This is a genomic window from Calothrix sp. NIES-2098, assembly GCF_963875125.1.
Taxonomy (GTDB): Bacteria; Cyanobacteriota; Cyanobacteriia; order Cyanobacteriales; family Nostocaceae; genus Aulosira.
On the sequence record NZ_CAWNKJ010000001.1, the window covers coordinates 5,754,345 to 5,773,155 of the forward strand.

Below are 18,811 nucleotides of genomic sequence, written 5' to 3' on the forward strand. Positions count from 1 at the left end.
TGAAGGCAATATTGTCACTCCAGATTATTTATTATGCTTCAAGTATGAGGTTGTTGGTAGTCAAAATTATGAATTTCCGCGTAATTTCTGGCACATAGTTCGGAAAAAGTGTTTTTACTGTATTTTATCTAACGCATTACCGTAATATTACGGTTATAGTTTACGCTGTGATCTCGATTTTGGGGCTACAAGAGTAGAATTCGATCGAACTGTACTTTCATAGATTGTATTAAAAAGCTCCTGCTGGCTTAAATGATATCTGGATATCACTTTGTATTTATTTTATACTTAGAGATTATAATAAAGAGATTACAAAGGATTTGCTGAAACTATAAACTAGACATAATTAGTTACTAGTGAACTCTACCGCGGAATTCGTAACGGCAGAAAATCCCTCAGTAGTCAGCAACAAAAGTTTGAGTCATCAGCAATTAAAACTCGTTTTCTCTTGATGATTTCATCTGAAAAAATCTAAGCATTGGAAGCCACTGCTCAGAATTTTATATGTGTCTATGCAGTTCAAAAAGTTTTTAGGCAACTAAGACACAAAGTGTTTTATGAGTTTTTTCTATATTCCGTAAGTGTATCATTCTTTTGTGGTTAATTTGATTATATTAATGTATTTTTAATTTATTTTAAGTTAATTATTTAATTTTTCTATATAAAGAGTAAAATAAATATGTATTGATATATTTGTAACAACAATTAGGTAAAACGCTGATACAAATTACTGCAATCGTTGCTAGAACCTACTTCATTTGTGCCTTTTATCCTATGGTTGTTTGTTGGTAGTTACTAGTAAATTAAATGATGCATAGTGGTTTTAGGCACAAATTCTTCGTAGTACCAATTTTATATGGAGTTGCACATTCACACCTTCAGGCTAGAAGCCTTGTAATTAACCATATCGTTAAAATCTCTGGCTTCGTGTTTACCCCACTTTGGAATTAATTCCAAAGCTAAGAGCTACTATCTACTGAAGTAGACTGGCTAATAATTTACATCTTGATATCGAAATGGTATTAGGAACAATCTTCCCTAGCGATCTATATTATTTTTGTCAATTGGTATTAGTCTCAGGAGTTATAATAAAAGCTAAAATTTAACAATAAATGTAAGCAATTTAAAAAAAAGACTAGATTGCTATATAGGTAATTAATAAAAAGTTAAAAGTTAAAACAGAAATAGCTAATTCCTAATTTTAACTTTTAACTATGTTGATTTAAGCTGGCTGTTAGTGCAAATTCAATTTGCTGAATTAGAAGAATTAAGCTGATTTCGCACTTTATCAAAGCTAAAAGCTGCTGCGCCAAACGTTACTAGCAGCACTCCCAAAATTTGCACAAACTCTAAGTTTTCTTGAATCAGTAAACCAGCAAAAATCACAGTTAAGAACGGGACGCTTGCACCGATAATTGCCGAGCGTGGCGCACCTAATTTGCGAATGCCAACATTATTGAATACGTAACCCAATAGAGTCAGTACGCCCAAAATAAAAGCACTTAAAATAATTTCCAACAACTTAGACGGTTCAAATATTAAGCCCAACTCGCTGGGTACAGGTATCAGCAAACCGATGAAGCTTAACAGCAACATGGTAGCGAAGTTAATCACAGTAAAAGACACGGGATGTAGTTTGCTAGCACAAATTCGTGTGAGAACGACGTAAAAAGCAAAAGCTACTCCTGAAAAAATTGCTGTAATACTTCCGAGGGGAACATTACCGAGAGCAATGCTGGTAGCACCAGCCAATATCAGTAACTCGCCGCAGAAAACACCACCAATAGCAGCAGTGCGGAATCCGCTAGGACGATCGCGGAATAAAAACCAAGATAATAAACCGCTAATTACTGGATAAATAAAGAAAAGTGCGATCGCCATTCCAGTTGTGACTTGCCCGATCGCAATATAAATCAGCACTTGAGATAAAAACAAAAAGCATCCGCTAGCGATCGACAACTGCAAAATCTTTCGTGTCTTGTTATTGCTAGGAGAAGAACTTCCGCGTACTGAGCTAAAGAGTGTTTGTAAGTCTTCCCACACTCGTGGATGCATCATCGGCGCTAATAACAACATCAGCGGTACAACTACCAGTAACCGCAGCATCAAAATTAATAGCGTATTGCCTAAAGTTGGTAAAAGCAGACGCTCTACTTCAACTACGCCCAGAATCGCAGAACCTTGGTGAAAAATCACCTTAATAGCTACGTTGTAAAGCGATGACACCACCGCTGACAACACAATTAGCACAAAACCTATCTGAATAGACGATAAGCTGGATGAGCTAGGTAAACCTAGTGATGGGGGAGCTATTCCCTGGTTGCGCGATGGAACAGGCTCCGGTGTAGTTTCGCTTTCTGATAAATCTGGGGATAAGACAGAAATTGGCTCATCAGAATTATTCCTGACTGGCGGGGGTGTGGCTTCTGGTAACGGAAAAGCAGGCTCCGGTGTAGTTTCACTCTCTGACAGGTCTTGAGAAATTACAGAACTTGGCTCAGGATAGTTTCTCCTAAATGGTGGGTATGTGACTTCAGTGGTTGGTAAAGTAGGCTCCGGCTTAGTTCCGTTCTCTGACCAATTCGGGGAAATGACAGAACTTGGTTCGGTGAAATTTTCCCTTTCTGGCAGAAGTGTTGTTTCCGGTGGTGTTGCTACACTCTCCGACTGTAAAGTAGTTTGGCTCTGTGAAATTGTAACTGGCTGAGTAGCTTGGCTAATTGTCTGTCCTGACTGCGGAGAATCCCAAGAATTATTTTGTTGCTCTTGTGGTAGTTGCAAAACCGTGGGTAGTGAAACTTTTGCTTCTGGCTGCTCAGATAATTGCAACACAGTAGGCGGCGATACTTGTACGGCTTTTCGAGGAATTTCGACAATTGTTTTTTCTAGATCTTGCAACCGATTGATTAACTCCGCAACGATTGCTTCCCCCTGCTGTTGTTGATTTTGCATCCGAGACAACTGTTGGGAAAGATTGCTTTGATAGTTCTTTAGCTCTTGTTGCAGCGAACTAAAGGTGATGGTGAGCGTATCATCTAAGGAACCAAGCAGTTTTTCTACATTCTCATTGTTTTGTTCTGAGGCTAATTTTTCTCTTTCGTCGGATTTGCTCTCGATTGCTTGGTTAGCTAAACTCGTCAGCGAAGATTGCAGTTGCGAAGAGATGTGCTTTGCCAAAGCTTCTGCTAACTGACGGATTAATACCTGCTGCTCGGTGATTTGACGCGCCTGTTGTAACTGTTCTTTTTCATCAAGCAGTCGTTGAATGTCTTCACTTAAACGATTTTTTTCTGCTTGAAGCCGCTTTACTTCTTCCTGTAACGACCTCAAAACGTGCTGCTGAAGATTTTCTAAGTCCTCAACAACCGCCCAAAGAGCATTTTCTGCTGCTCTGGACAAATCGCCTCTAACTCGCGGGTTGTCTGGTTGCTTTTCAAATCGCCCCATTCGCTTTTAACCTCTAACACCTTGACGATAAAGCTGCTTCCCGTATAACTGCTTGGCGTTCATACTAATTTCCTAGAGTTCGTCAGATAAACCAAAAATTTTAACAGGACTTACGCAGATCAACGTAATTCTGTCATGCTGAACACAGGGTTGGCAAAGGATATAATTTAGCTTATTACTTATTCAAGTGTGTTTTGTTCAGCATCACTAGCAAACATTCTGTCAGTCTTATTTCAATCATCTATGTTTTTAGCAGGATTTTTTGCAGAGAAAAAATCTTACTCCAAATCAATACGTATTCTTTTTATACAGATATTAATTGTTAAAGACTTGTGAATGAAGACTTTGCTAGCGCAAGGTTGTCTCAATTATTAGACGAGACTTACTAATTCAGGTTGAATGTAACTTAAGCGACAGTTTATATATGTAATCGGAATTAAATTGTTGGTTTGTGCAAATTAAAAATATTGCTAACCTCTGGAAAATATTCTAGTGAATTACCAGCCATTGTGCAAAAAACATTTTGGCTTTAGCGTTCTTAAATTCGCATTTAGCAGTTATGGATACAGACGCAGGGAAAAGCTAGAAAAATATAAATAATTAATTTAGGATTTAGCGATCGCTTTTACAGCAAAAAAATCTTGGCAATGCTAAAGATAGCAGCACTCAGGATGGCACTGACAGGAACCGTAATCAGCCATGCTGCTGCGATCCCCTTGAGAGTTTGGAATTTAATTGACTTGATATTTTGCACCAATCCAATGCCAACCACACCACCAACAAGGGCGTGGGAGGTGGATACAGGTAAGCCGAGACGGGATGCGAGGAGGATAGTTGTGGCGGTTGCGAGTTCGGCACAGAATCCACTACTAGGTTGTAAGGAAATAATATTTTCGCCAATGGTGGCAATCACTTTTTTACCCCAGATGGCTAAACCCCCCACAATACCCACGCCACCAAGGATTAAAATCCATATTGGGATGGTAATGCCATCTATGGGTACGCTACCAGTCTGATTAATGTAGACGATCGCAGCCAAAGGAGCGATCGCATTTCCCACATCATTAGAACCATGAGCAAAAGCGACAAAGCAAGCACTCAGCAATTGAAAGCGCCCAAATAAGCGTTCAGTAGGATTTTGCAGATGAGAGTTGGAATTTTGGATTTTACTGTTATCTAATTGTTGCCAGCTATAAAAAGTCAGCCCAACTGCGGCTATTGCACCTGTGAATATAGGAATATCATAACTAGGGATGTTTAACCCAAATCGATCGATGAAAAAATTGGTCAGAGGTTGAGTCAGTGAGGGAAGAACAATCACGCCAAATATCCCCAGAAGCGATGCACTCAACCAAGGAAGCCACTCATTTAACTGCATCAATTGATTAGGCTGCTCTAAAATCCAGCGCTTGATTTGACTGTAGAAAAGAGCAGCGATCGCACCACTAACGATCGGCGTTAAAATCCAGGCAATAGTAATTGAGCCAATCGATGACCAATCAATCGCATCGACTCCCAAAGCCACCCAACTAAATCCGGCGATCGCACCGACAACTGCATGAGAAGAAGATACAGGCAAACCCCGTGATGTGGCAATTTGCAGCCACACCCCAGAAGCCAGTAATACTGTCACCATCCCCATAACTAATATCTGAGGGGTAGCAGCGAATAAAGCAGGATTAGCAATTTTCGTCGCTAGGGTTTCCGTTACCTCATGCCCAAACAATACTGCACCTGCAAACTCTAACACTCCAGCAATGATTAAAGCCTGCTTTAAGGTAACAGCTTTGGAACCAACAGAAGTTCCCATTGCGTTAGCAACATCGTTAGCACCGAGGTTAAAGGCAACGTAGAAAGCGAGTACAGCGACTAGTGCGAGAGTGATGAGCATTTTGGGATGAGGGAGTGTGGGGAGTGTGGGGAGTGTGGGGAGTGTGGGGAGTGTGGGGAGTGTGGGGAGTGTGGGGAGACAAGGAATAAAAAGCAGAAGAAGCAGAGGAGAAATAACTCTTACCTGTTCCCTGTTCCCTGTTCCCTTTGACAAATGCCCTATGCCCCATGCCCAATTATTAGGGATAAATCAAAATTTTGTATGTTTCCGGTGTGGGAGCGATCGCTCGATCTACAGCTTGTGATAAATCTTGTAAGGGATAGCGATCGCTAATTAACGCTTCTACATTAATGCGTCGATTAAATACAATATCGGCTGAGAGATTTTGTAGGCGGTAGGATGAACTATAACTGCCCATCAAGTCGATTTCCCGACGGTAAAGAATATTCGGGTTGATGGGAATTGATACTTCATCGGGAAACTCCGCGAAAAAGAGAATTTTGCCACCTTTACGAGTACAATCTAAAGCCTGAAAGAAAGCTTTGTCGCTGGGGACAGCTAGTAAGGTGACATCCACACCCAACCCATCAGTGATAGCATGAATTTTTGCGGGTAAATCGGGATCGCGAGCGTCAAAAGCGGCTTCTGCACCGACATTTAAAGCTTTTTCAATTCTAGAGGGTAGTAGATCGGTAGCGATCGCTCTAGCTCCGAAATACTTCACCAACATGACAAACATTAACCCTATTGGCCCCGCACCAGTTACCAAAACAGTTTGTCCGGGTGCAATTTGCGCTTTTTTCACTGCCTTCAAGCAGCAATTAGTCGGTTCTACAAAACTTGCTTCTTCAAAACTTATATCATCGGGAATGGGAATTAAACCACCATTTTGCACAATATGTCCTGGGACTTTGACATATTCGGCAAAACCGCCGCCACTAGCGTTAAATCCCGCTGTCGTGGAGATGTTTTTATAGACATCACACATGGAATAATTTTCATTGAGGCAGTAAGCGCAATGCATACAGGGGATATGGTGCATTACCGCCACCCTTTGTCCCACTTGCCAATTTTTGACACCAGAACCCACAGATGCGATCGTTCCCGCAGTTTCATGTCCAAAAATACGCGGCGGTTCGTATAGCGGGTAACGAATTTTTTTGATATCTGATTGACACAAACCCACCACCCGTACCTGTACCAGCACTTCATCCGGTTCCAGAGTCGGTACTGGGATCTCTTCGTAGGAAAGTTGATTGACGCCTCTAAATACCTGTGCTTTCACGTTGATTTTTCACCGTTCAACGTTATTAGATGTAACATTTAGTCGTCAACTTTAAGCTATCTAGTTTGAAAATTATCAACAAAGGCAGAGAGTAAGGGGAATGAGGGAGTGTGGGAGGTGTGGGGAGTGTGGGAGGAGAGGGAGATGAGGGAGAATATTGACTCTTGACAAATGACAAATGACAACCCTAACCTTTACTTAGTGTGTCACTTGCGTCAGTCATACTGGTTTCGCAAAAATCGTCAACAAGACAGGCCCTAATAAATAGTAGTGACCAATACAGCTTAATCCAGCAGACGCACCCATCAGTTCGCGTTGATTAGAGCTATAAAATCTAACTTTGCCAAGGGAACCCAACTTCAGATGCAGTTCTGGCTTACCTTTAACAGTGGTATCAACTAAATAAAAACGTCCACCAGGTGAAAGCACTCGCCCTACTTCGTTCAAAATCTGTGTGGGTTCTAGATAGTGTAAGAAACTTATAGTGTTAAAAACAGCATCAAACTGACCATCCGCAAAGGGAAGGAACTCAGCCTTACCTTCCACATAAATCAACCGGGGGCGATGGCGGTTGTTCTGTCTGGCTACCCGCACCATTTGAGGAGATAAATCTAATCCAGTACCGCGCAGATCGGGAAATTTAGCAGCAAGGCGATCTAACAAGCGTCCTGTACCACAACCCAAATCTAATACATGAGGACGTGGTGGTAAATCAACGTATTCTAGCAACCGTTTGTGAACGCTTTGGTAAAACACAGATGGTAAAAGCCAGTCATAACTAGGTGCCCAAAGGTCAAAAGCTTGCTTTTTTTCATTAATAAAGTTAATGGTCATTTGTCATTGGTCGTTGGTCATTGGTCAAAAGGCAATAGTTATTTCTTTTCCCCTGCACCCTGCCCCCTTGCCTCTTTCCTGTACTCTAGCCTAAAGCTCGCACTCCTGCATTTGAGCATAAACGCCCATTCAAGTTCGGTTACACCTACATAAAGACCGCCAACTTGGCGTGTCAAATTTATCTTGAGGCGATAGGATAGCGATGCATAGACAAATCATCCGGAATGTAGGGACTTGATGGTGTAGTCAGATTTGTCAGAAAAAGAGAAATGCACCGACAAAGGAACTAACTAAAACTTATATTGTCTGCATAAAACTCAATTAACTAGCGTATAAATTTATAGGGATGAAAATCCCAAGCACTAAGCGAACTTTGCAATTATAAATTATTAGGAGAAAAATTATGACTTGCTTTACTCAAATTCTGTTACATCACGATCTACTTTACCCAGTGCGTGAATGGTTAGAAAGTATAGAAATTCATAACCGCAAACTAGCTCATTTCTTGTGTAAAGCTATTCCTGCTCAATGTCCGTTTGAAAGAGACATCAAACTCTTTGGTAGAAAGTTGGTTCACATTCCACCGATGTGTAAGTTAAATCCTCTTTACGAACAAGTAGTAACATTACGTTTTAAAGCTCTCTGTTATCTTGCGGATAAGTGTGGTGAAGATGTAGCAGTCTACTGTTAAATCTTGATGATTTTGTGATGTAGCAGTCATTGAGAACCGCAGATTTACGGTTGTTACGTACTCAGAACTATACTAAGCTGGCGTAGTACTAATTAGATGTCTAACTATCTAGTAGTTAGTACCGATCTAAAACCTGCCTAATCTGTGTCTCTGTAACTCTATCCTGCTGAAATTATCAACATTATCTATGACGCACATCTTACTGGTTGAAGATGAAGTCAAACTCGCACGTTTTGTAGAATTGGAACTAAATTATGAGGGTTATCAAGTTAGTGTTGCTTACGATGGATTAACTGCCATTACCGCAGCGCAGAACTTGCATCCTGATTTAATTATTTTAGATTGGATGTCACCAGGTTTATCGGGGTTAGAAACTTGTCGCCGCCTGCGAAGTACTGGCGATCGAGTACCGATAATTATATTAACTGCTAAAGATAAAGCAAGCGATCGCATTTTAGGCTTAGAGGCTAATGCTGATGATTATCTAGTTAAACCCTTTGATGTTGAAGAGTTAGTCACTAAAGTCCGTACCCATCTGCGCAGAATCCAGAAAAAAGATGTTGCAGATGTCTTAGAATTTGAAGATCTCAGTTTGAATCGTCGGACAAGGAAAGTTTGCCGAGGTCAACGTTTAATAGAGTTAACTGACCAAGAATTTGATTTACTGGAATATTTATTGATTCATCCTAAACAAGTCGTTACCAGCGATCGCATACTAGAAGAAGCCTGGAGTCACGATCATATAGGCGATTCTAAAATAATTGAAATCTATATTCGCTATTTACGCCAAAAGCTGGAAGCTAACAACGAAAAGCCTCTGCTTCAAACCGTGCATGGTGTCGGCTACGTTTTAAATGCTTAATTCAGACTCGTACAAATCCTTTAAACTGCCGTATGTCATGGCTGTTTGGGGGATGTTTTGCTTTTGAGTAAAGCTCAGATCGTTAAACCTCTATATTTTATCTAGCTCTGAGAATTTTGTACTCTTACTTAAAGCGCATACAATTGCGAGTCTCTTGTATTAAGATGCACACAGTTGACTCTACACCTCAGCACTGAATATTAAAATCGCAATGACCTATTTAGAAACCGCGGCGCAATTTTACCGCGAAGTTGCAGAAACACCACAAGTGGGACTTTGTTGTGTCCAAAGTACACCCCTGCAACTACCTGGGCTAAAAGTTCCTCTTGCAATGCAGGAAATGAATTATGGTTGTGGTACTACCGTTCACCCAAATGAATTAGCTAACCAACCTACTGTTTTATATGTTGGGGTTGGTGGTGGCTTAGAAGCCTTACAATTCGCTTACTTTTCTCGCCGTGTAGGTGCTGTAATTGCTGTCGAACCAGTTGCAGCCATGCGAGAAGCCGCTAGACGCAATTTAGAAATTGCTGCTCAAGAAAATCCCTGGTTTGACACTAGTTTTGTCGAAATCTGCGAAGGTGACGCTTTTAATTTACCCGTTGCTGATGCTGCTGTAGATGTGGTAGCACAAAACTGTCTTTTTAATATATTTGAACCAGAAGATTTAACCCGTGCTTTAAAAGAAGCATTTCGCGTCTTAAAACCAAGCGGACGTTTGCAGATGAGCGATCCGATCGCGACTCGTCCCATTCCAGCACATTTACAACAAGATGAACGACTACGCGCTATGTGCTTATCAGGCGCACTCACATATGAAGAATACACTCAACTAATAGTCAATGCTGGCTTTGGTCAAGTGGAAATTCGTGCCCGCCGTCCTTATCGTCTGTTAGATACTTTAACTTATAACTTAGAAGAAAATTTACTCCTAGAAAGTCTAGATTCTGTCTCTTTCAAAGTTGCTATACCAGAAGACGGAGCTTGTATTTTTACTGGCAAAACGGCAATTTATTCTGGCGCAGAACCCTGGTTTGATGACTCAGCAGGTCATCTGTTGCAGCGCGGTATTCCCGCAGCAGTCTGTGATAAAACTGCTGCCAAACTTGCTGCTTTAAAGCCAACAGAAATCGCGATCACCGATTCGACATGGCACTATAACGGTGGGGGTTGCTGTTAATTCTTAAAGGTTCAAAACAGGCGATCGCTGAGTAGGCGATCGCTACTAGCCTGACAGAATTTCTAATTGCTACAACTAAAGCGAAGAATTTTTTCTATTTTATAAGATAAGGATACACAATGCAGATTCAATCGCTAAATTCACTAGATATAAAAATAACTCCTTTCAAACAAAAAGTTAGCCACACCTTAACTAAAACAAATATATCTATATTGCAAATTAATCTCGGTAAACGTTGCAACCTGGCTTGTACGCACTGCCATGTCGAAGCAGGCCCAAAACGCACAGAAGAACTTACTCCAGACATTTGCGAACAGTTGATTGAAGTAATTCAAAAATTCCCCCAAATTAAAATTGTCGATTTAACTGGTGGCGCACCAGAAATGAATTATGGATTTAAACCATTAGTAGAAGCAGCCAGTAGAACTGGTAAACAGGTAATTGTCCGTTCAAATTTGACGATTTATTTTGTAGACGGTTTTGGCGATTTACCCGAATACTTTGCTAAAAATAAAGTGAGAATAGTTGCATCTCTGCCGTGCTATTTAGCAGATAATGTAGATAAAATGCGCGGTAGTGGGGTGTTTGATAGTTCAGTTCAAGCTTTGCAATGGCTGAATCGTCTTGGCTATGGACACAAACCAGATTTAATTTTGGACTTAGTATATAATCCCCAGTTACCTACATCAGAAAAATTTTCCTTGGCTCCCGAACAGAGCAACCTAGAAAAAGATTACAAAATGTTCTTACAAGAACATTTTGGCATCATGTTTAATAACCTATTCACTATTACTAATCTCCCAGTTGGTAGAACTAAAATGCATTTAGAACGTCAGAAATTGTACGCCAACTATTTGCACTTTTTAGAATCGCATTTTAATCCCAGTACAGTTGACTATTTAATGTGTCGCGATCAACTATCAATTGACTATTTAGGTAATGTATATGATTGCGACTTTAACCAAATGATGAATCTACCTGCAAAAACTCGCAATGGCGAAACTTTAACAGTTAGTAAATTACTAGCAGCTGGCAGTTTAGATTTAATCGATGAGATCCAAACTGCTGCTTATTGCTACGGTTGTACTGCTGGATGTGGTTCTAGTTGTGGTGGCGCTTTAGTATAAATTAAATCAATATTAAACCTCAGATTGATTGCAAGACAATAACTCTATGTCATCAAAGGATAATTTTGTTACAAAACCTATTCAGCAGGCATCAGTTAGAGTCAGATGGGTTTATGATGACATTAGTTAAGTCTCCTCACACCACACCAAAAAGCCGTGGAATGCTATTAGTCTCCACGGCTTTTATTTTTTGAAAAAATATAAATTAGACATTTATGCAGTATTTGGAAACTTATAATTTCACTTCAACTTTAAACTTAAGTCCTTGAAACAAATATCCATATTTTTGAGAGTAAAACTCAATTTATTTAATTAGAAAATGATCGATCTAGGAGTATTCTTTATTTTGTGCGGATTATAGATCTCTTCCCTCCAGTTTGCGAAAAAAGTCTTTCGCCTATCCAAGATATCGCCCGCAGCCTGGAAGCCTTGCTACAAAATGTATCCTGGAACGAGCGAGCAATCAAGCGGCGGCTGTCTCTAAATATTCTGTTACCAAAATTGTTACGAGGGTGGTGTGACTGCTCAACTACCTTATGATGATATGTAGTTAAGCTCCTCACACCACACTAAGAAGCCGTGAAACATATAGTTTCACGGTCTTTTCCTTTTTAGAAGTTGAAAGTTGTTCTGAGCGTGCCAATGACTGCATTATCGCTATTAGCAGCTTGACCTGGATTGGTTAACCATATCACGCCTGGAGTAATAGAGATGTTGTCTGTGACACGATATCTGTAGAAGCCTTCAATATGGTAAGGGCGATCGCCACCTACACTACCTAAGTAGGGTTGGGCACCTGCAAAAATGCCTAAAAGGTTGCCTTTTTTACCTAAATCTGGTAAAGCAACTCCAACTCCATAACTCCAAACTTCACCATCATTATTGGCAACTAAGTCTGTAATATCGCTATAAAGCACAAAGCCACTAATCGATAGTTTATTGCTAGGTTTGAAAGCTGCTTCAATGCCGTAGGAATTACTTTGATATGGATTACCACCCGCGACGAAGTTAGCTTGGGAAGTACCAACCACACCACTAGTTATCCCACCAAGATCGAATAAAGCACTCCCTGCACCATGATATCCATGAACGTAGGTTCCAGCTAAGGTCAGGCGATCGCCAACATTCAAGCTTAATTGTGCCAGAGCTGCATAATTACCTTCAACTAACCCTGAACCTAATGCGGGATTAGCACCTTCAGAGGCCAAGTAACCTAAGGTGACTGAAGGTTTGAAACTACTGTTAGCACCACCAAAGACTAAGTTAACACCTGCACCTGCACCACCACCAATCCGGTAAATTGGACTTTCGGATGCAAAGGTAGACAAAGCACCGTTACCACCATCATAATCCTCAAAATATGGATTAACGGTAGGAACGTAATCGCTGTGAATCCCCCCAGTGGCTGCTATGTATACTTGGGAGTTGCCAATTGGAAAGTAGTATGACAACCAATCTATGGCAACACTGTTATTGGTACTGGGCGATAGATTAAAGGTTTGAGTACTTTCATATGTGCCATTTGGCAAAGTTAATCCCACTGCATTACCAGTAGCCAGCCTAGTGTGCAATGTATCTTTACCGGTGAAGCTGGTTTGTAGGTCTAGACGTACCCTATCTTGAAAGACAGTATTGTTAGTATCGTTGCCACCAAAGTTATCGGTGACAGCAAAAATTGCTTCACCAACTAATTTAGTTGTAGTAGAAAACTGATGTGCTTCGAGTTCTGCAGTACGCGCTTCTAGTGAATCTACTCTACCGCGTAATGTTGCTAGTTCTGCTGAGAATTCTTCTTGCAAACGCTGGAGAGTGGCTAAATCTTGTTTTGTCACCAAGTCAGCGGTTGCTGTTGCAATTAGTTCATTAACTCTATCTAAACAAGCATTCAAACCTGCGGCAAATTCATAACGGGTTAAAGCACGGTTCCCACGGTAAGTACCATTAGGATATCCAGCAATACAACCGTAGCGCTCGACTAGAGACTGCAATGCTTGAAATGCCCAATCAGTTGGCTGGACATCAGAAAACTGCGAAACTGATGTCACCTGAGACATGGAATTTTGGTTATCAGCTTCACTGGTTTGGGCAATTAACTGCCGATCGACTTTTGGTTGGTCTTTAGCAATAGCAGTACTAGCGATGATTGGTGCTTCTGTTTCAGCATTATCTAACTGTTCAGCCGCCAGAACGTTGGCTGAAAGCAACACATTCGCACCCAAAACAACTGGAAATAGCGCCAGATTTGTCCAAAATATACGAGACATAATTTTCCGTTTTCTCCTCCAAGAAATACCCAGATTTATGAGCTGCAAACAACAAATAAGTCGGGTAGTTTCTGCACACCTTATAAAGTTAGATAGGTTACATTGTTTAGCGGTATCAAGTCAAGTGGTGACTGATGAAGATAGAGAGAAGAACTCCATCTTATTTCTCTCTAATTACAAGATAATTTAGCCAAATACAACCTTGAACGAGTATGTCAAGAGTTGTTTTGGCTGAGATTAACGAAGATTAAAGTTTGGTGCTTACCACCTAATGCATAAAAAGCAACTTTTTTATGTCCTTATTATGCACAAAGTTCATCTTTTTTATGCAGAAATAACACAAATTTTCTGTGTAAAAATCATGTTTTTTATACAAAAAAAGTGAAAATAATATTTCCGTAACAAAAAGCACAAAAAATAGCTAAAAACAAATAAATATATAAAAATTTAAATTGCAAGTATCTAATAATACTAGTCTCAAAGCAAATTAGATGAAACTAATCCGAAATATCTAGTAAATAATTAGTAGATTGGAGTAGAATAACCCTTTAATGTTTTCCTACTTGGCTCTTGGATGCTAATGAATTTTTTATAGGAAAAATATTGAGAAAGTTTTTCGATAACTAGATTGTTTTAATTGTATCTACAAATTCCACAAAGAGCGATCGCTATTTTATCTCCCTGAATAGTTAGCAGAATTAGCAGAAAGTTCCAGGGGACGATGGGAATAGATTGTTACAGTAAACAAAGTGCCAATGCCGACTTTACTTTCAACGGTAATCTTTCCTCCATGAGCATCCACACACTTTTTGACAATAGATAAACCCAATCCTGTACCGGGAATGCTGCTGACATTGATGCCTCGATGGAAGGGCGTAAATAGCTTTGCCAAATCTTGCTCTGTGAGACCAATGCCTTGGTCTTGAATATAGAATTGAAGGTAATCTTGCTCACACCGTAACTCGAATCTCACTTTGCTCTCTTCTGGAGAATATTTCATGGCATTCTCCAGCAAGTTAATGAGGATATGTTGCAATAAGTTGGGATCGAGATTATAGAAAAGATTTGCTGTTTCGTCGCATCCTGAAACAGTCAACTCTACTCTGTCTCTAGTGTGAGAATGGGACTGTAAATCTTCTACTAGGTAAGAGCAAAATTGGTAAATATTGATGAGTGTTGGTTGACATTGAAACTGCTCTTGCTCTATTTGCCCTAAAACTAAAACATCGGTAATCAATTGCGCCATGTGCTTGATGGCTGCTTTACCCCGTTCGATATGAGTTTGTCGCTTTGCGGGAGTTAGTAGCTCTGGCTGTTCAAACAGTTCTAATGTCAGGAGTAGGGAACTTAACGGATTGCGAAATTCATGGGAAACAATAGAGACGAATTGCGATCGCAACTCGTTAAGCTGTCTTTCTTTCTCCAGTGCTTGTCTAACAGCTTGCTCGGCTCGATGATTTGCCAGAGCCACTTGAATAGCAATAATCAGATCCTGTTCTTCAAAAGGTTTAACGATGTAGCCGTAAGGGTGGGTAGCGATCGCTTCTGTTAGTGTTGCCTCATCAGCATGAGCAGTGAGAAACACCACAGGTATGTCAAACTCTTGCCGAATTTGATCTGCGGCTTCAATTCCGCTTTTGTCGCCTTGCAGGTAAATATCCATCAACACCAAATCGGGTTTGGTTGCTGCAACCAGATCCAAAGCTTTTTCGGCGGAATTAGCAGTTCCAGCCACACTGTAGCCTAACTTGGTCAGATGTTGTTTGATATCTAAAGCAATCACCCATTCATCTTCGACAATTAGGATAGTAGGCTTTGAGGTATATTGCGGCATGGCATATTACAACCTTTTTCTCAAAAGAATTTTAAACTGAGTGCCTTGTTGCCTATCCAGTTGCAGCGTACCTCCAAGTTGTTCTGTTAAACCGTATATAAGTTGCATCCCTAGTGAAGTAGTACACTGAGGATCGATATGGGTAGGTATTCCAATTCCATTATCTTTGACAATTAGACAATAATACTCAGCATCATACAGCCAGAATTGCAGTATAATTTCGCCTTGTTGGTTGGGAAAGGCATACTTCAAAGCATTAGAGACTAGCTCATTGATGATTAAGCCGCAAGTAACCGCTGTATCTAGGTCTAGTTCTAGCTCGTCCACCTCTAAGAAAACACTGATATTGGAGTGGCTAGAAGTATAGGAACGTACTAAATCGTTGACCAGGTGTTGCACATAGGTTGCAAAGTTAATCCGGGCAAGATTCTCAGAACGATAGAGCCGTTCGTGAACGAGTGCCATTGTTTTTACCCGACGCTGGCTTTCGCTGAGTAACTTGAGTATGGCAGCGTCGTCAATGCTTCTAGCTTGCAGGTTTAACAGGCTAGAAACCATTTGCATATTGTTCTTAACCCGGTGATAGACCTCGCGCAATAAAACTTCTTTTTCTTTGAGAGACGATCGGATTTGTTCTTCAATTTGGCGGCGTTCTTGCAGTTCAATTTGCAGCTGCTTGTAGAGTTCAGATTGCTGAATTGCGATCGCCAATTGGTTGGCGATCTGTTGCAATAGTTCTATCTCCCAAGACTGCCACTGGCGAGGAGCCGTATTTTGGTAAACAGCTAACAAACCCCAAAGATCGTCTCCAGAAAAAATCGGAGCGATCGCATAGGCTCTGGCTTGAAACTGTTCTAGAAGAGCAATATGACAAGGTTGGTGCCCGACAGTGTAGATATCTGCAACAGCAAAAGTTTCGTGATTTTTGTACCGTCCTCCTTGGGTTGCTTGCAAATAAGTATCTTCCCAAACTTTTTTGAAGTTGGGTTTAACCAGTTTCACCCAATCGAGAGCGACTGATTCGACGATAAAGTTTCCACTCCAATTGGAATTAAAACGATAAACTGCTACTCGGTCGGCTTGCAATGCTTGCCTAGCCTCAGTGACAGCAGTTGTGAGGATAGCATCTAGGTCTAGAGACTGGCGAATTTCTTGGGTAACAAGTCGCAGTACTTGCTCCTGTCTCGCTTGGTGGCGTAGGGTGGCTTCTGAGAGTTTGCGATCGCTCACATCTACCAACACTCCATACCAAGCAAAGACCCCGTTACCTCGTGCTTCAACTTGAGAATTGATCTGCACCCATTTGAGTTTGCCAGAGGGTGTAATGATGCGATATTCCATGAAAAACGGTTCTAGGTTTTCGATGCAACGAGCCATTATGACAGCGCGAGTGGGTAGATCCTCAGGATGAATCAGCTTGACTAGAAAAGAGGCATCTTCCATTGCCTGCTCTGCTGTCACCTCAAGGATAGATTTACAGGCTGGACTGATGTATTCAAACCAAGTGTAACCATTGGCTTCCTGAACCATAGTGTAGACCACCGCAGAAATCTTCTGAGTAAAATTCTGCAACCATCTTTCGCTGCGTCGTAAAGCTGCCTCAACCTGTTTGCGATTGGTGATATCCATTGCAATTCCCGTTAACCGCACAGGTTGTCCCTGTTGGTTGAGGACACAAGCACCTCTTGAGTACAACCAATGAACGTTGCCATCCCTGAGTAATCGGTACTCTACTTCAAATGAAGAACCTTGTTTTATTGCTTGCCGGGTTTTTTGCACAACATAGTCTCGATCTTCGGGATGAACACAACTCAAGAACAACTCAAAGCTCGGATAGGGACTAATTTCTTTGCCGTTGCGATCGAGAACGCGTCCCTGAGCATCGGTTTGAAAGCCAAATAGCTCGTATTCTTCAGGCGACCAGCAAACGACATTCGTTTCTGTATTCAACTGCCAAGTTCCCATTTTGGCAGCAGAAAGTGCCATTTTGAGTTGGGTAGTACGTTCTTGAACTCGCTGTTCTAGCTCTTGGTTGAGTTGTTGCAAAGCTGCTTCAGCGCGCTGACGTTCGCTGAGTTCTTGCTGTACCTGTTGATAGAGTTGTGCTTGCTGAATGGCGATCGCTAACTGATCTGCTATTTTACTAGCGAGTTCTACCTCTTCTTGGTTCCAAGGAGCTTTTTCAACAGGTTTTGATAGCGATAAGCTGCCCCAAATTTTATCTTTAACGACGATAGGTGTTAACAACCAAGCAGGAGGACGAATCTCAGCAATTTTTTGGTTAATTGGATCTTTAATGCTATCCATCCCATTGATTTGCACGACTTGGAGTTGCTTTAGTTGTGCAGCAAAGGGATTGCCCTCATTGGGAATTTCTAAACCTGTTATATCTGTTAGCGATCCATCTTTGCAATAAGAAGTTAGAGTGCGCCAGCATTGGCGTTCTGGCAGATACTGCACGATAGAAGTTCGATTCACCCCCAACAATTGAGTAACTTCAGCGATTGCTGTGGAGAAAATTGTCGATAAATCTAGGGAGCTACGAATAGCTTGAAAGACTCGATTTAAAGTTTGTTCTTGCTGTGCCTGACGCTGTAAAGCAATTTGAGCAGCTTTGCGATCGGTAACATCTCGCGAAATACACAGTATCGACGCGATCGCGTTGTCACGAGTCAACTCAGGAGCGATCGCCATTTCAAAGGAACGCACTCCGTTCAGTGTCAGCGTTTCAAATTCAATGATCTGTTTTTGCCCTGTTGTCAGTAGTGCTTGAGCCGCAGCTTCCCAAGTGTTGACCATTGCCTCTGGCAATCCTAGTTCGCGACAGGTTTTGCCCATAAACATGTCTGCTGGAATGCCTGTAAGTTGTGTCAAGGCTGGACTAGTGTAAAGATGTCGCAGCTGAGTATCGAAGCGTTCGATAATATCAGGAGAATTTTCTACTAAGGTTTGGTACAGCTGTTGCGACTCTTGCAGAGCAGTTTCCGTGGGTTGGCAATGCCTGCTTTTAGTTGCTTGACAACGAGTTTGGGTACTCTGCCAGACATCGCGAACTGCTTGCACCAATCGCGTCAGATTTTCGGGCGACTCGATCACATAATCATCCAAGCCTGCTTTCATGGCTGCGACAGCAATTTCTTCGCTACCGGAATTAGCGAACATAATTACAGGACAATCGCTAATCTGCGCTTTGAGCGATCGCAAAACATCCAGTCCGTTTGTCCACGGCAAATTATAATCGGCGATCGCCAGATCGAAGTTACGAGATGCGATCGCCTGCGCTAACTCATCAGCATTAACAATTTCCTCAATATGAATTCCCGGTAGGTTGTCAGTTAGTGCTGCGACGGTAAGAGCGCGATCGACTGGATTAGCATCGATTAGCAGAATTCGTTGTAATAACTGCTCTCTGCTCATATGTGTGAGGTTTAAATACTTTTAAAAAGAAATTTATTT

At 41.2% G+C, this 18,811-nt stretch carries 12 protein-coding genes; 5 read left to right on the forward strand and 7 right to left on the reverse strand.

Annotation, left to right across the window (positions count from 1 at the left end):
* Nucleotides 1–1,245: 1,245 nt before the first annotated feature.
* The 4 genes from AACU33_RS24185 to AACU33_RS24200 all read right to left on the reverse strand — a co-directional run bounded on the left by AACU33_RS24185 (nt 1,246) and on the right by AACU33_RS24200 (nt 7,397).
* Nucleotides 1,246–3,447 carry a DMT family transporter gene (locus AACU33_RS24185; protein WP_096591282.1) on the reverse strand — a complete coding sequence of 734 codons (2,202 nt, stop codon included), beginning with the start codon at nt 3,445–3,447 and terminating at the stop codon, nt 1,246–1,248.
* 625 nt (nt 3,448–4,072) lie between these two features.
* Complete coding sequence (locus tag AACU33_RS24190) at nt 4,073–5,338, reverse strand: inorganic phosphate transporter (RefSeq protein ID WP_096591284.1); 1,266 nt, start codon at nt 5,336–5,338, stop codon at nt 4,073–4,075.
* Nucleotides 5,339–5,516: 178 nt separating this feature from the next.
* Nucleotides 5,517–6,563 (reverse strand): zinc-dependent dehydrogenase, encoded by a 1,047-nt coding sequence (locus AACU33_RS24195; RefSeq protein ID WP_096591286.1) that lies wholly within the window; start codon nt 6,561–6,563, stop codon nt 5,517–5,519.
* A 219-nt stretch (nt 6,564–6,782) separates the two neighbouring features.
* Complete coding sequence (locus AACU33_RS24200) at nt 6,783–7,397, reverse strand: class I SAM-dependent methyltransferase (protein ID WP_096591288.1); 615 nt, start codon at nt 7,395–7,397, stop codon at nt 6,783–6,785.
* A 403-nt stretch (nt 7,398–7,800) separates the two neighbouring features.
* On the opposite strand from AACU33_RS24200, the gene AACU33_RS24205 reads away from it, so the two are divergent.
* From AACU33_RS24205 to AACU33_RS24225, 5 genes are all read left to right on the forward strand, one after another.
* Nucleotides 7,801–8,088, forward strand: a complete 288-nt coding sequence (locus AACU33_RS24205; protein WP_096591290.1) for a Mo-dependent nitrogenase C-terminal domain-containing protein — start codon at nt 7,801–7,803, stop codon at nt 8,086–8,088.
* 187 nt (nt 8,089–8,275) lie between these two features.
* Complete coding sequence (locus AACU33_RS24210) at nt 8,276–8,950, forward strand: response regulator transcription factor (protein WP_096591292.1); 675 nt, start codon at nt 8,276–8,278, stop codon at nt 8,948–8,950.
* Nucleotides 8,951–9,161: 211 nt separating this feature from the next.
* Complete coding sequence (gene arsM / locus AACU33_RS24215; protein ID WP_096591294.1) at nt 9,162–10,130, forward strand: arsenosugar biosynthesis arsenite methyltransferase ArsM; 969 nt, start codon at nt 9,162–9,164, stop codon at nt 10,128–10,130.
* 119 nt (nt 10,131–10,249) lie between these two features.
* Nucleotides 10,250–11,257 carry an arsenosugar biosynthesis radical SAM (seleno)protein ArsS gene (arsS, locus tag AACU33_RS24220; RefSeq protein ID WP_096591296.1) on the forward strand — a complete coding sequence of 336 codons (1,008 nt, stop codon included), beginning with the start codon at nt 10,250–10,252 and terminating at the stop codon, nt 11,255–11,257.
* A gap of 348 nt (nt 11,258–11,605) precedes the next feature.
* Nucleotides 11,606–11,797 (forward strand): hypothetical protein, encoded by a 192-nt coding sequence (locus AACU33_RS24225; RefSeq protein WP_339376260.1) that lies wholly within the window; start codon nt 11,606–11,608, stop codon nt 11,795–11,797.
* A gap of 71 nt (nt 11,798–11,868) precedes the next feature.
* Here AACU33_RS24225 and AACU33_RS24230 read toward each other — a convergent pair whose 3' ends face one another.
* The 3 genes from AACU33_RS24230 to AACU33_RS24240 form a co-directional block, all read right to left on the reverse strand.
* Nucleotides 11,869–13,521, reverse strand: coding sequence for an iron uptake porin (locus AACU33_RS24230; protein ID WP_096591298.1), 1,653 nt, complete (start codon nt 13,519–13,521; stop codon nt 11,869–11,871).
* Nucleotides 13,522–14,194: 673 nt separating this feature from the next.
* Nucleotides 14,195–15,355, reverse strand: a complete 1,161-nt coding sequence (locus AACU33_RS24235) for a hybrid sensor histidine kinase/response regulator (RefSeq protein WP_339376261.1) — start codon at nt 15,353–15,355, stop codon at nt 14,195–14,197.
* Between the two features lie 6 nt (nt 15,356–15,361).
* Nucleotides 15,362–18,772 carry a GAF domain-containing protein gene (locus AACU33_RS24240; protein WP_096591300.1) on the reverse strand — a complete coding sequence of 1,137 codons (3,411 nt, stop codon included), beginning with the start codon at nt 18,770–18,772 and terminating at the stop codon, nt 15,362–15,364.
* Nucleotides 18,773–18,811 lie beyond the last annotated feature (39 nt).